The 14,068-nt window shown below is 60.3% G+C and carries 14 protein-coding genes; 10 read left to right on the plus strand and 4 right to left on the minus strand.

All coding sequences use genetic code 11. The features are described from left to right. Positions 1 to 11: 11 nt before the first annotated feature. Positions 12 to 653 (plus strand): TIGR03089 family protein, encoded by a 642-nt coding sequence (locus GC425_RS03605; protein WP_151843797.1) that lies wholly within the window; start codon positions 12 to 14, stop codon positions 651 to 653. Here GC425_RS03605 and GC425_RS03610 read toward each other — a convergent pair. Next, positions 650 to 1,402, minus strand: a complete 753-nt coding sequence (locus tag GC425_RS03610; RefSeq protein WP_151843796.1) for an ABC transporter permease — start codon at positions 1,400 to 1,402, stop codon at positions 650 to 652. The two genes, GC425_RS03605 and GC425_RS03610, sit on opposite strands and share 4 nt — an antisense overlap. Then, positions 1,392 to 2,360 (minus strand): ATP-binding cassette domain-containing protein, encoded by a 969-nt coding sequence (locus tag GC425_RS03615; RefSeq protein WP_192930346.1) that lies wholly within the window; start codon positions 2,358 to 2,360, stop codon positions 1,392 to 1,394. The genes GC425_RS03610 and GC425_RS03615 overlap by 11 nt, the downstream gene beginning before the upstream one ends. 438 nt (positions 2,361 to 2,798) lie before the next feature. On the opposite strand from GC425_RS03615, the gene GC425_RS03620 reads away from it, so the two are divergent. Further along, positions 2,799 to 3,680: an HNH endonuclease signature motif containing protein gene (locus GC425_RS03620; RefSeq protein WP_151843795.1), complete on the plus strand. Its 882-nt coding sequence runs from the start codon at positions 2,799 to 2,801 to the stop codon at positions 3,678 to 3,680. Here the strand turns inward: GC425_RS03620 and GC425_RS03625 are convergent. Together GC425_RS03625 and GC425_RS03630 are read right to left on the minus strand one after the other, a co-directional pair. Further along, positions 3,672 to 4,346: a response regulator transcription factor gene (locus tag GC425_RS03625; RefSeq protein ID WP_151842055.1), complete on the minus strand. Its 675-nt coding sequence runs from the start codon at positions 4,344 to 4,346 to the stop codon at positions 3,672 to 3,674. The two genes, GC425_RS03620 and GC425_RS03625, sit on opposite strands and share 9 nt — an antisense overlap. Next, positions 4,347 to 5,573 (minus strand): sensor histidine kinase, encoded by a 1,227-nt coding sequence (locus tag GC425_RS03630; RefSeq protein ID WP_151843794.1) that lies wholly within the window; start codon positions 5,571 to 5,573, stop codon positions 4,347 to 4,349. Positions 5,574 to 5,605: 32 nt separating this feature from the next. Here GC425_RS03630 and GC425_RS03635 point away from each other — a divergent pair, with 32 nt between their 5' ends. From GC425_RS03635 to GC425_RS03670, 8 genes are all read left to right on the plus strand, one after another. After that, the gene (locus tag GC425_RS03635) at positions 5,606 to 6,670 is read left to right on the plus strand and encodes an ABC transporter ATP-binding protein (protein ID WP_151843793.1); all 1,065 of its coding nucleotides are present in this window, start codon (positions 5,606 to 5,608) and stop codon (positions 6,668 to 6,670) included. A 68-nt stretch (positions 6,671 to 6,738) separates the two neighbouring features. Further along, the gene (locus tag GC425_RS03640) at positions 6,739 to 7,980 is read left to right on the plus strand and encodes an ABC transporter substrate-binding protein (RefSeq protein WP_151842058.1); all 1,242 of its coding nucleotides are present in this window, start codon (positions 6,739 to 6,741) and stop codon (positions 7,978 to 7,980) included. A gap of 47 nt (positions 7,981 to 8,027) precedes the next feature. Continuing rightward, on the plus strand, positions 8,028 to 8,984 hold the full coding sequence (locus GC425_RS03645) for a carbohydrate ABC transporter permease (protein WP_151842434.1): 957 nt from the start codon (positions 8,028 to 8,030) through the stop codon (positions 8,982 to 8,984). Positions 8,985 to 8,987: 3 nt separating this feature from the next. Beyond that, positions 8,988 to 9,806, plus strand: a complete 819-nt coding sequence (locus tag GC425_RS03650; RefSeq protein ID WP_151843792.1) for a carbohydrate ABC transporter permease — start codon at positions 8,988 to 8,990, stop codon at positions 9,804 to 9,806. Beyond that, the gene (locus GC425_RS03655; protein WP_151843791.1) at positions 9,807 to 10,001 is read left to right on the plus strand and encodes a hypothetical protein; all 195 of its coding nucleotides are present in this window, start codon (positions 9,807 to 9,809) and stop codon (positions 9,999 to 10,001) included. 241 nt (positions 10,002 to 10,242) lie between these two features. After that, a complete protein-coding gene (locus GC425_RS03660) occupies positions 10,243 to 12,606 on the plus strand; it encodes a nitric-oxide reductase large subunit (RefSeq protein WP_151844254.1) in 2,364 nt (787 codons plus the stop codon). Positions 12,607 to 12,621: 15 nt separating this feature from the next. Then, positions 12,622 to 13,245 carry a hypothetical protein gene (locus GC425_RS03665; RefSeq protein ID WP_151842061.1) on the plus strand — a complete coding sequence of 208 codons (624 nt, stop codon included), beginning with the start codon at positions 12,622 to 12,624 and terminating at the stop codon, positions 13,243 to 13,245. A 5-nt stretch (positions 13,246 to 13,250) separates the two neighbouring features. After that, positions 13,251 to 14,066 (plus strand): slipin family protein, encoded by an 816-nt coding sequence (locus GC425_RS03670; RefSeq protein ID WP_151842062.1) that lies wholly within the window; start codon positions 13,251 to 13,253, stop codon positions 14,064 to 14,066. The last annotated feature ends 2 nt before the right edge of the window (positions 14,067 to 14,068 follow it).

Here is a 14,068-nt window from a genome sequence, read left to right on the forward strand (position 1 = left end):
GACAGGACCTCATGGACATCATCGCCCCCTTACTCGCCGACCCCGCCGCCCCGCGCCTAACCACCTACACCCCCGCCGGCCGCATGGAACTGTCCGGCCAGACCCTGGCGAACTGGCAGTCCAAGGTGGCCCACCTGCTCCGCGCCTACGGGGTACAGCCGGGTGACCGCATCGGCCTGATCGCGGACACCGGGTGGCAGCCCGCCGTGATCGCCATCGGGGCGTGGCACGTGGGTGCCGTCCTGACCGATAATCCCGACGCCCAGCTCCTCTTCACCGACGATCCCGCCCGCGCCGAGGCCTCCGATGCCGAGGAGATTTTCCTCTTGTCCTCAGACCCCTTCGGCCGAGGCGTGGAAGAAAGCGGTGGCGAGGTGCCCTTCGGCATCACGGACTTTTCCCCCGAGGTACGGATTCACCCCGACCAGTATCATGCCCCCACCGTGGACGGCCCGGAGCTTGCCGAGGGTGTGAGCGCCCCCGGCGCCGGCTCTGCCCGCCGAGTCCTCACCGGCCCATGGCAGAACGTGGCCGAGTTAACGAGGGCTCTGGTGCCCTTGATGCACGCAGGCTCCGTGGTGGTGTCGGTGGACACCGCCACGGAGCGGATACAGGAGCTCGCCGCTAAAGAAGGGGCTGAGCTGGAGCTTTAGCGAGTATCTCGCCTGTTGTTGGCCAGGATCGCAACTCCGAAGAGGAGCGCACCCCATGCCAGGATCACGATCGCGCTCTGCGCTGGTGTGGTCATCAACCCCACCGCGTCGAGGACATCGTCGCCCTGAGCTTCCAGCGCGTGCCACTGCGTGAGGTCAGAAAGTCGAGTGCCGGGCATTGCGTAGTAAATGTACTTCACCCACTCCAGGTGCTGAGCGGCTGCCGCGAGCAACGGCTCAATCACCAGGAACAGCACCATCGGGATACCCGAACCCATGATCTTGCTGCGGGTCAGGCCGGCCAGCCCGACAGCCATCAGGGCATAGACCGGGAGAAAGAGGGCATAGATCCATAGGTCATACATATCGCCTCCGGTCCACTTCCCCTCGAGAGAGAAGTGCAGGACCACGGCGCTGATCGCGATGCCGATCCAGTAGCTCACTTCCGCAACAATGACGATCAGCGCGGCCTTGGCCAACAACCACTGCGAACGACGGCGCTGCGTCAGGAAGCTATGAGCAACCATGCGGTCATTGATATCACCGGCAGTACTACTTGCGGCGAAGATCAGCAAGACCAGCAGGAAGATCATGCCACCCAGTGTGGTATCACCCCAGCCGAAGGTTGCCTCAGGGTCAGAGTTCAGGAAGCTCATCAGCACCGCGGGTCCATAGAGCGAACCCGTGAGCAGGACAACATACACCCACGTACTACGCAGACTTGTTAGTTTCTTCAGTTCAGCGCGCATGGCTGTTCTCCTTGTCATTCGTGGTGTACTCCTGGGCACCGGCGGTGGCAGCCAAGAAGCGTTTCTCCAAGTTGTCCTGTTCCGTGCGCAGACCAGTAATCAAGAGGTTGTTACTCAAGGCAGTCTGAGCAACGGCTCGGCGAATCTCCTGCTCTCCGTGCTCTCCCACAGCCACGGCCAGGTTCCCCTCCTGAGCCTCAGACACCTCAAAGCCCTGGTTACTCAGCAGAGCCGCCAAAGCAATGGGATCAGCGGCCTCCACCATCACGCGGGTGCCGTCGGCCAGGAACTCGTCCATCGAGTATTCGCCAATCAGCTTTCCCTTACCGATCACCACCAAGCGATCAGCAGTCAATTGCATTTCAGACAGGAGGTGGGAGCTCACAAGGACGGCCTTGCCGTCGGAGGCCTGGCGTCGAATTACTTGGCGGATCCAGGTCACGCCCTCCGGATCCAGCCCGTTGACCGGCTCGTCGAGGATCAGGTGCTGCGGGTCACCCAGGAGCGCCCCAGCTAGCCCGAGACGCTGCTTCATGCCCAGCGAATAGCCGCCCACCTTCTTATTCGCGGCGGGACCGTTCAGGCCGACCATCTCCAGGCACTGCTCCACGCGCGACTGAGGAAGCCCCGCGCTGAGCGCCAGCACTGTGAGGTGGTTGCGCCCGCTGCGGCCGGGGGTGAACCAGGACGAATCCAGAACAGCGCCCGCGACGTGGGTTTTATGGTCGAGAGAAGAGAAGGCCGACGCGTAGGCCCTGCCATCAGGCAGCGTTCCAGAAAACGTGGCGGACCCGCCGGTAGGCTTGTCCAGGCCCAGGATGCAGCGCATGGTTGTGGACTTGCCGGCGCCGTTGGGGCCGAGGAAGCCCGTGACGGAGCCGTCGGGGACGCTGAAGCTGAGCGCGTCCACCACTTTTTTGGAGCCGTAGCTCTTGGTAAGTGAATCTATTGTGATCATGTCTTCTATGGTGCTCGGGTGGGCGGGTGAATACATCGGCCTGAAGGCCTATCTTGAGTGTCATACCTGGGTATCACACAGCTATATTTTTAAAATCGAACACTTGAGCTATTTTATGTATGCCTGTAGGCGCGTATGTATGGTGAGCGATCTAGACTAAAACCCAGACACGAAAGAATAGAACACTTCATCTACGCCTTGGGGGAGGCTGATATGACTACCCGAATCCGAAGAATCCACCCGGATGCCTGCTGGATCCTCGCGAACGAGCATGACGAGCTGGCCGCCGTGGGGCGGGACGCCAACCGCATCCACGTCTAGAGAATCCAAGCGGCCACACCCGTCGCTGACGCCTTCATCGCCGATCATTCCACGCGCATCGCAGCCCGCCTAGGGCTCAGCAACTACCACGCAGAGAAGATCAGCTTCGAAGCGCTCGTGCTCGCACAATTCCCGACCCTGATGGAGCTGCTCCTCACAGGGATGTACCTGCCCAGCTCGGTCAGCCGCCTCGCCGAATTGCTAGCGTGCATCCCCGAGGATCTCGCCGCCGCGGTGGACCTGGACGTCACCGACTGCCTGGGCCCCACGGTTCCCAACCAGTACCCACTCACCCCTGCCCAAATCAGCGCGCGCATCCTTCCTATCGTCAACGATTACTGCCCGGAGAATCGCCTGTCCGAGCCACCGGAAACACACCTGCAGATCAAGCGCTCAGAAACCAGCATCACCTTCTGCCTCAGCGTTCCGCTACTCGAGGGGCAAGCCATCGAAAAGCTCATCGCCACCACCGCGCGCACCCGCAATGTCTCCGCGGCCGAGGCACTCGTCCTGCTCATCATGGGCAACGCGGACGTCTCCGTCACCCTGAACCTGTTCCGTCATGCTGATAATCCCGACGCCCCTCTCGTCGCCGCCGGCACGATCCTCGACGAACGGTCCACGAAGAAATGGCTGGATAAGGTGACACATACCCGAACACTCGCGCCGTCCGGCACGTCCTCCTACTCTCCCACCGCGGCGCAGCGTGCCTACATCGAAGCGCGCGATGTCCACTGCCGTTTCCCGGGCTGCACCGTCCCGGCGCACCGGTGCGACATCGACCATATTCACCGCTACGACGGAGGAGGCCCCACCCACACCGACAACCTGCACCTGTTGTGCCGGCACCACCACAAGCTCAAAACCGCAGGAATATGGGACGTCACCCGCTACCCGGACTCCAGCGAAACGTGGAGCTCCATCAACGACGGCCACACCGTCACCACCATCGCCAACGGCCCCCTGGCCCGCCCCACCTTCGCCCAGCGCCTACGCTAGCAACTCACCGTTAGAGACCAGACCATGCTTAAACGCAAACAACACCGCATGCACCCTATCCCGGGAATCAGTCTTCTGAAGCACACGGCTCACGTGCGTCTTCACCGTGGGCAACGAAATAAACAACTCCTGCGCAATCTCAGGATTCGACCTGCCCAACGCCATCAACCGCAGAATCTCCTCCTCGCGGGGCGTCAACGGATCTGGCAATTCCATCGGTGGATACTGCAGCTGCTCACCGTGATTCATGTCGCGTACCTGGCGCATCAGGCGCGCGGTGGCCTTCGGGCTAATCACGCCCGCGGACTCCCCCACCGTCCGCACGGCACTGATCAACTCCTGCGGATCCGCGTCCTTCAACAGAAAACCGCTAGCCCCGGCCTCCACAGAGCCCATCACATAATCATCGTTATCGAACGTGGTCAGCACAATAATCCGAACATCCACCCCCGCGTCCACAATGGTGCGCGTGGCCGCAATCCCATCCATGCCCGGCATCTGCACATCCATCAGGATCACATCCACCGGAGAACTCTGCGCCAACGCGCACGCCTGCTGGCCATCGCTGGCCTGCCACACAACCTCGATATCATCCTGGGAATCCAACACCAACGAAAACCCGGCGCGCACCAACTGCTGATCATCCGCCAGCCCCACACGCAACATCTATTTCGCCTCCACAGGAATCATCACGCTCACGTTCCAACCACCACCGTAGACCTCGGAGTCACCCCAAGACGCACGGCCGCCATAGATCCGCACTCGCTCGCGAATGCCGGTCAAACCACGCCCGCTGCCCTCACCACTGTCGGAGCCCGGGGCGTTATCCACCGTGATTTTCACATAATCCGGCTCCCAGCGCACCACCACCTGCGCCTCCACGGGGCCGGCATGCTTCAAAATGTTCGTCAAACACTCTTGCACCACACGGTAGATGGTGAGGCTTTGCGCCTCATCAACGTCCAGCGGGATGCCTTCAGTGTTAAGGGAGACTTTAATGCCGTTGCGCTGGGCGTCGGATATCAATCCAGGGAGCGCGGCCGCACCAGGAACAGCACCACGGTCGCGAGGGGTATCGTCGTGCAGCACGCTCAGCAAGCTGCGCATCTGCCGCAAGGACTCGCGGCTGGATGCGGCGATGGTGTCCAGGGCGTCGATGGCTACCTGCGGATCCTTCTTGCCCGCATATCTCCCGCCATCGGCCTGGGCGATGATGCCCGTCAGGGAATGCGCCACGATGTCATGCATCTCGCGTGCGATGCGGTTGCGCTCGCTGACCGTGGCCAGCTCGGCTCGCGCGGACAGGATTTCGACCTCCTGGTTGCGGCGAAACACCGTTTTCCCCCAGAGCCACGCCGAGCCGATGGACGCCACCACCAGGAAAGACACGATGACCGTAAACACCCAAAACGTGACATCCCCGAACAGGCCCCACAAGGCGGACAGGCCAGTGGGAGACTCCGGCACGGGGAACGTCGGGCGGAAGACAACGTTATAGATGATGTACCACACAAGAGTGGCAAAACTGCCCACGACCAGCGCAGCCAACCAGGCTCGGCGATGCGAGCGGATGCGGGAGGAAATAAAATAGGCCTCGTAACACACCACGGCGTACCCCAAGCTGAAGGCAAACATACCGCTGAGTCCGATCAAGGCCATGGACACTGCGGTGATCCACAACCCTGTCACGGGCTTGAAACGCTGAGTCAGAAGGCCGACGTACCCGCCAACGATGCCCATCCACAACAATGCCTCATTCCACCATCCATACCAGTAGTCAGTATCATCGATGGACACCGAGATGGAGGCCAAAAGAAAATAAGCCGCCACGGACGCCACAGCCCGGACCCAGAACATAGGTTCTTTCACAGAAGCGGAGAGGCTTGAGGTCATGAAGTCAGTGTACTCAAGTAAGATCTGATCCCATGGCTACTGTTGAGTTCCAGAATGTCGAGATCCGCTACCCCGGCGCGGACACCGCAACCGTCGAAGACATGAACCTGACCATCGGCGATGGCGAATTCCTGGTGTTAGTGGGACCTTCAGGCTGCGGAAAATCCACCACCCTGCGGGCCTTGGCGGGCCTCGAGCAGGTGTCCGGCGGCAGCATCCGCATCGGGGGCGAGGACGTCACCGCCAAGGAGCCGGGCGACCGTGACATCGCGATGGTCTTCCAAGATTACGCACTGTACCCGCACATGTCCGTGGCGGAAAACATGGGCTTTGCGTTGAAGGTGGCGAAGAGGCCGAAGAAGGAGATTGCGCAGCGGGTGCGGGAGGCGGCGTCGATTCTGGGGCTGGAGGAGTTCTTGGACCGTAAGCCCAAGGACCTGTCCGGCGGTCAACGTCAGCGAGTAGCGATGGGTCGTGCGATCGTGCGCCAGCCGCAGGTCTTTCTGATGGATGAACCTTTATCAAATCTCGACGCCAAGCTGCGCGTCCAAACACGTGCCCAAATCGTGAAGCTGCAGAAAGACCTGGCTGTGACCACCGTGTATGTCACGCACGATCAGGTGGAAGCCATGACGATGGGAGATCGCGTGGCCGTGTTGAATAAGGGCGATCTGCAGCAGGTGGACGCCCCGAAGAAGCTGTACGAGGAGCCTGCCAACGCATTCGTGGCTGGGTTCATTGGCTCCCCGGCGATGAATCTGCTGCGGGTCAACGGCAGCGTGGACGGGTGGGACCTTCCTATGCCAGATGGTGTGGGGAGCTCGGAGGTTATCGTGGGCCTGCGCCCGGAAGGGCTGCGTGTGTCCACGGAATCGGGTGCCGGTCTGCAGGGCACGGTGACGATGGTGGAGGAACTCGGCGCGGACTCTTATATATATGCAGATACCCAGTTTGGGCAGATTGTGGCACGCGGCGGGGATACGCGTGAGGCGCCGACAGTGAACTCTTCGGTCACTATTCACCCTCAACAGGGGGCGCTTGTGCACTACTTTGATGCCAAGACGGAAGAACGCATCGCCTCCCTTGCCGTTTCTTAACTAGGCAATACACCCAGGTGTGGTTAGACTCTCCCCTAAGCCTCGGTTTCAAGAGAGAAAGGGTCCCTATGACTCCACACACTAAGAAGCTTATCGGTCTTCTGGCAGCCTCCGGTCTGGTTCTGGTTGCCTGCGGCGACGGCGGTTCCTCCGAAGCCTCCGCCGATGGCCGCGGCAACATCACCTTTGCCATGGGCAAGAACGATATCGACAAGATCAAGCCCATCGTCGAAAAGTGGAACGCTGACCACCCCGAGGAGAAGGTCACGGTCCAGGAGCTGGCGGGTGAATCGGATGAGCAGCGCAACAAGCTGGTTCAGACGCTGCAGGCTGGTTCCTCCGATATCGACGTCATGGCGCTCGATGTGGTGTGGACCGCGCAGTTTGCGGCAAATGGTTGGCTAGCTCCGCTGGAGGGCGACCTGAAGGTTGATACCTCCGACCTGCTGCAGCCGACGGTGGAGTCCGCCACCTACCGCGACAAGCTCTATGCTCTTCCTCAGAACACCAACGGCCAGCTGCTGTACCGCAACACCGAGCTGGTTCCCGATGCCCCGAAGAACTGGGATGAGCTGAAGGAAGCCTGCAAGAAGGTGAAGGACCAGGACTGCCTGACCACCCAGCTGAAGCAGTACGAGGGCCTAACCGTGAACACCGCTGGCTTCATGTCCGGCTGGGGTGGCGGAATTACCGACGACGCCGGCAACATCACCGTCACCGACGATGCGTCCAAGGATGGCCTGCAGGCTCTGGTGGATGCGTACAAGGACAAGACGATCTCCTCGTCCTCCACCTCCACCACGGAGGAAGAGACCAACCTGGCCTTCACCGAGGGTAAGACTGCTATGGCCATCAACTGGCCCTACATGTACACCAACTCTGAGGAGGACAGCTCCAAGGTCAAGGGCAAGTTCGATGTCTCCCCGCTGGTCGCCAAGGACGGCGTGGGTGTGTCCACCCTGGGTGGATACAACAACGGCATCAACGTGAACTCTCAGAAGAAGGCCACCGCGCTGGACTTCATGAAGTTCATCATCTCCGAGGAGAACCAGAAGTCCTTCGCGAAGGCTTCCTTCCCACCAGTGCTGGCGTCCATCTACGATGACCCTGCGCTGCAGGAGGAGTTCCCATACCTGCCTGCTCTGAAGACCTCGTTGGAGAACGCGAAGCCTCGTCCCGCCTCTCCACGGTACGATGAGCTATCGAAGGCTATTCAGGATAACGCTTACGCGGCTCTCACGTCCGGCAAGTCCGTCGATGCGGCGGTGAAGGACATGGGTGACGCGATTAAGAACACCAGCGGAAATTAAACCGGAAAACTTGTAACGTGACTACATCTTCCTCCTCCAAGAAGAAGATGGATCTGCGACCACTGTGGCTAGTTGGGCCGTCTATGGCCCTACTAGCCATTGTCATTGGATACCCTGTGATCCGCGCGATCTATCTTTCCTTCCAGTCCGATAGGCACCTCGACCCGGACACCGGCATGTTCGTGGACGGCGGCTTTGCGGGTTTCCAGCATTACTTGTACTGGATCACGCAGCGCTGCATGAGCCCCAGCGGTGAGGTAATCACGTGTGCCCCAGGTCAGTTGTCCACGGACTTCTGGCCTGCCGTGAAGATCACGCTGTTCTTCGTGGTGGTCACGGTCGCGCTTGAAACTGTGCTGGGGTTGTGGATGGCTCTGGTGATGAACCGCAGCTTCATCGGCCGCGGGCTGCTGCGTGCGGCCGTGTTGGTGCCGTGGGCCATCCCCACGGCGGTCACGGCGAAGCTGTGGCAGTTCATCTTCGCCAACGACGGCATCGTGAACGCGGTGCTGGGGACGCAGATCCACTGGACCACCGACCCCTGGGCGGCTCGTTCCGCGGTCATCATCGCCGATGTGTGGAAGACGGCCCCCTTCATGGCGCTGCTGATTCTCGCGGGGCTTCAGATGGTTCCGCAGGGAGTGTATGAGGCCGCGCGTGTGGATGGCGCATCGAAGTGGCAGCAGTTCACGCAGATCACGTTGCCATTGATCCGGCCGGCCCTGATGGTGGCGGTACTGTTCCGCACACTGGATGCCCTGCGCATGTATGACCTGCCGGTTATTATGATTTCCAGTTCCTCAAACTCCCCCACCGCGGTGATTTCACAGCTGGTGATTACGGATGTGAAGCAGGGTAATTACAACTCGGCGTCGGCAATGTCTACGTTGATTTTCTTGCTGATCTTCGCGGTAGCATTCGTGATGGTGAAGTTCCTGGGAGCGGATATTTCCGGCGCGGGAGATACTCCAAAGAAAAAGAAACGAACCAAGGTGGAGGCCTAAGCGATGAAGACTGTTCGCAATTATGTCGCCGTGGTCCTCATTTTGCTGTGGGGCCTTGCGCCGTTCTATTGGATGCTCGTCACCGCATTCCGGGATAAGAACCACACGTTTAGCGCGAATCCTCTGCCCAGCCATGTCACACTGGAAAACTTCCAGGATGCTTTGGCCACTGACGGCGGGAATAACTTCCTGCGGGCGATCGGCAATTCGTTGATCGTCGGCGCTGCCACCACCTTTATCGCGCTGATCGTGGGAGTGTTCACGGCGTATGCGTTAGCCCGGGTCGATTTCCGGGGCAAGGGTCTGGTGACGGGTGTGATCCTGGCGGCGTCGATGTTCCCAGGCATTGCCCTGGTCACGCCGCTATTCCAGCTCTTTTCCAACATGGGATGGATCGGCACCTACCAGGCGCTGATTATTCCGAATATTTCTTTCGTGCTGCCGCTGACGGTGTACACGCTCACGAGTTTCTTCCGTGAGCTGCCATGGAAATTGGAGGAAGCGGCGCGCGTGGATGGGGCCTCCCGTGGGCTGGCTTTCCGCACGGTCATTCTGCCGCTAGCCGCCCCGGCGCTGTTTACCACCGCCATTTTGGCGTTTATTGCCACATGGAATGAATTCATGCTGGCGAATCAGCTGTCCAATGGGCAGACAGAACCCGTGACCGTGGCGATTGCGCGCTTCTCTGGAGCTTCCGCGTTCGAATTTCCCTATGCTGCCACAATGGCCGCCGGCGCGATCGTGACCGTTCCCCTGGTGATTATGGTGCTGCTGTTCCAGCGCCGTATCGTGTCCGGGCTGACTCAGGGCGGCATTAAGTAGATGGATCAAGACTCGCGGCGTAAGAAACTGGTGTGGGAATCCCTGCTGGGGTTCCTGGGTTTCTTCACCGTGGTCGCGTTGATTCAGGCCATCTGGAATATCTTCCAGGATGACCCGTCGATCGTGCCCAGCCTGCTGTTGCTGGTGCTGCTGGTCGCCACGGCTGCTGTGTGGCGCCGGTACCGCAGACTCTAAAAGGTGCCCCCGATTTGCACCTTTTTTCTGAAAGTTCTCCTGACGTGTTGTGTTCCCCCATGTCATCCCTCATACTTTAAAGAGGCATTTTGGATGCATGTTATATGTGTCGCTGTGCCACCGACGATTTCAAGACAACCGAACAGGGACATGAACCATGGACGCAACTGCACGTCGATCTTCAGACCCCCGTGACTACAAGGAGAACCCCACCGGCTACGAAGCACGCAAGCACCCGACGATGCTTGTGGGCCGCGGATGGGTACAGGGCGTGGCGTTGGTCATGCTCTTTGGATTCTTTGTCATGGGGCTGCTCACCTATCGCACCTACTCAGACTCCATGCCACTACCGGACACCGTGGCAACCGAATCTGGCGAAACGCTCTTCACTCACGAGGACATCACCCGCGGACAAGAAATCTACTTGGCACGCGGCCTCCAGCAATACGGCTCCATCGTGGGACACGGCGCCTACCTCGGCCCGGACTACACGGCCGAGTCCCTGCGCCTCATGACGGAGAACGTCACCTCCCAGCTGGAAAAGGAACGCACTGAGGCCATCACCAAGGCCGAAAAGTCAGGCGACACTCAAGCCATCGTGGACGCGCGAACCACCGACGTCTCCAAGGCCGTCGCCGATATGTTCCGCACCAACCGCTACAACGAGGAGACGAAGACACTCGTCCTCACCGATGAGCAGGTCAAGGCCGTCGCAGCAGTGCGCAAGCACTACGCCGACTACTTCGGAGAACCCACCACCAAGTACGGTCTCCCACCGAACTTCATCACCGACAGCAAAGACATCGAGGACCTCACACACTTCTTCACCTGGACCGCGTGGGCCTCAGCCGCTGAACGCCCCGGAACCAACTACTCCTACACCAACAACTGGCCCTCCGAGCCCCGTGTAGAAAACTCACCGACCGCAGACATCGTGGTGTGGTCCGTCCTGTCCCTGATCGCATTGATCGGCGGTACCGGCCTGATCTTCGCCATCTACGGCCGCTGGTCCCGCAAGATCGGCTGGCACTCCGAAGAGTCCCCCAACCTGCGCTTCAAGCAATCTGGCGACGTAGGTTTGACCGGCTCCCAACGCGCCGTGGCGTGGTTCGTGGTGGTCATCGCCGTCCTGTTCCTGGGCCAGTCCCTCCTTGGTGGTGCCATCCAGCATTACCGCTCGGACCTCACCAGCTTCTTCGGCATCGACCTCGCCCAGATCCTGCCGTACAACCTGGCGCGCACCTGGCACCTTCAGCTATCGCTGTTCTGGACTGCAGCTGGCTTCCTGGCCGCAGGCCTGTTCCTCACCCCATTCATTGCAGGAAAGGAACCGAAAGGCACCACCACGCTGACCTACCTCTTGCTCGGCGCCGTGGCCATCGTGGTCTTTGGATCCCTGGCGTTCGAGGCCCTGTCCACCTTCGGCATTGTGGGCGAGGGAACGTGGCTATCCCAGCAATGGGAATACCTGGACTTGCCGCGCCTGTTCCAGTTCTTGCTCATCGTGGGCATGTTCTTCTGGATCATCATCATCTTCCGCAGCCTGCGCAGCCGCTTGAAGGGCGAGCACAAGTCCAACATGCCGTGGCTATTCTTCTACACCGGCCTGGCCATCCCTGTGTTCTACGCCGTGGGCATGATGGCCCGTGGCGACAGCCACCTCACCGTTGCTGACTTCTGGCGCTTCTGGGTTGTGCACCTGTGGGTGGAGGACTTCCTGGAGCTGTTCAGCACCGTCATGGTGGCGTACATCTTCGTGCTGCTGGGTGTGATTCGGGAACGCATCGCACTGGGCATCATCTTCTTGGACATCATCCTGTACTCCACGGGTGGCGTGCTGGGAACCATGCACCACCTCTACTTCTCCGGCACTCCGGTGGAGCACATGGCCCTGGGCGCGTTCTTCTCCGCTCTAGAGGTTGTGCCACTGACGCTGCTGACCGTGGAAGCATGGACCTTCCTGCAGCTCGGCTCCCGCCAGCGCGCCACGGGTGATAATCCTTTCCCACACCGCTGGGCCGTGATGTTCCTGGTCGCTGTTGGTTTCTGGAACTTTCTGGGAGCTGGCATCTTCGGATTCCTGGTGAACCTTCCGATCGTGTCCTACTACCAAATCGGCACTGCCCTGACGGCAAACCATGCGCACGCCGCGATGATGGGTGTGTACGGCTTCCTTGCCGTGGCCATGTCCGTGTTCGCACTGCGCTATATCCTGCCGCCGAAATACTGGTCAGATAAGGCTATGAAGTGGGCCTTCTGGCTCCAGAACATCGGTCTACTGTGGATGTGCTTCATCACCCTGTTGCCGCTGGGCATCGCCCAGCTGCACCACTCCGTCTCTGAAGGGTACGTGGAGGCCCGCTCCCTGGGTTACTTGACCCAACCGGGCAACTCGGTCCTCGAGTGGCTGCGCCTTCCTGGTGACCTGATCTTCATCGCCGGCATCGTTCCGTTTGTGTGGATGGCGGTCAAGGGCCTTATCCACTTCCGCTCCTCGAAACTGGTGGATGAAATGCCAGAGCACCCGCTGTATGAAGAACTGGCGCCCGAGGAAGCCACCGAGGGCGATGTTCTGATTACGAACAATCGCACAACTGACCAGTAGAAAGCTTGACGCATCATGCAGAACTTTCCTTCGGTGATTGCGTTGGGAATTGCCGCGTACACGGTGCTGCTCCTTGCCGTGGCGTGGGGTTTCGACCACATGGCCAAACGCACCGCCGCGCGGTCGGCGGGGTGGCGTACCAACAATTTCACCTACCACGAGTCGCACGACGCCTGGCTGTGTCCCAAGGACCACTGGCTGTGGCCCACCAGCTTCGACCCCGAAAACCGCGTCATGCGCTACCGTGCAAATCCCACCGTGTGCAATGCCTGCCCTGTAAAGGAGACATGCACGGTCACGAACCACGGCCGCGAGGTGACGCGTGAGATTGACCCCTGGCCGCACAGCGAATCGGGCCGATTCCACCGTGGAGTCGCGCTGACGATTGCCTGCTTCGGTGCTGTGCTTCCAGCGGCCATGCTGTTGTCAGAAAACCACACGATGGATGTGGTGGTCCTGTCCGCGGCTGCGCTGTTAGCGATCGGCGGAGGCATCATCCCGCTGGCTCGGCACCTGTGGAACACCCCTTCTGGCTTTCCCGAGGCTGTCCCCCATCACACGGATGAGCAGGCGCTTCGTGCGGTTCGCCATGATCGCTACGCTGCCACGTACCGCAGCTCCACTGCTAAGAAAGGTTAATCCCCATGAGTTCACTCGCTTTCTGGCCCATCATGGGTCTGCTCGTCATCGGCCTGTTGGTGACCGTGGCTAGTTTCAGTGTCCGGATCGTGAAGGAATACGAGCGCGGCATCAACTTCCGCTTCGGACACATCCGCACGCCATTGGAGCCTGGTTTCCATCTGTTGATCCCCGGCGTGGACCGTATGGACAAAGTGGATCTGCGCGTGGTGACGCTCACGATCCCTCCCCAGGAGATCATCACGAAGGACAATGTCTCCGCTCGCGTCAATGCGGTGGTGATGTTCGAGGTGGTGGATCCTCTCAAGGCTGTGCTTGAGGTGGAAAACTATGCGGTGGCGACGTCTCAGATCGCCCAGACCACGCTGCGGTCCCTGCTGGGCCGCGAGGATCTGGACAATCTTCTGGCGCATCGCGAAAGCCTCAACGACGAGTTGCAGGAATTAATCGACAAGCACACCAGCCGTTGGGGCGTACGTGTGCGTGTGGTGGAGATCAAGGATGTGGAGATCCCGGAGATCATGCAGCGTGCCATGGCGCGCGAGGCGGAAGCCGAGCGTGAGCGTCGAGCAAAGATCATCTCCGCGAAGGGCGAGCTCCAGGCTGCGGAGGAGCTCAAGGAGGCCTCCGATATCCTCAGCCAGTCCCCCGCCTCATTGCAGCTTCGGTATCTCCAGACGTTGCTGGAGCTGGGTGCGGATCAATCGTCCACGGTGGTGTTCCCCCTGCCGGTGGACGCCATTGGCCCGCTGATGAAGGGCGCGAGCACGCTTTTTAACGACGCCGACCGCTCCGACCGTTCCGCCACCAACGGGAACTAGCT

This window comes from Corynebacterium sp. zg254 (genome assembly GCF_024701495.1).
GTDB lineage: Bacteria > Actinomycetota > Actinomycetes > Mycobacteriales > Mycobacteriaceae > Corynebacterium > Corynebacterium zhongnanshanii.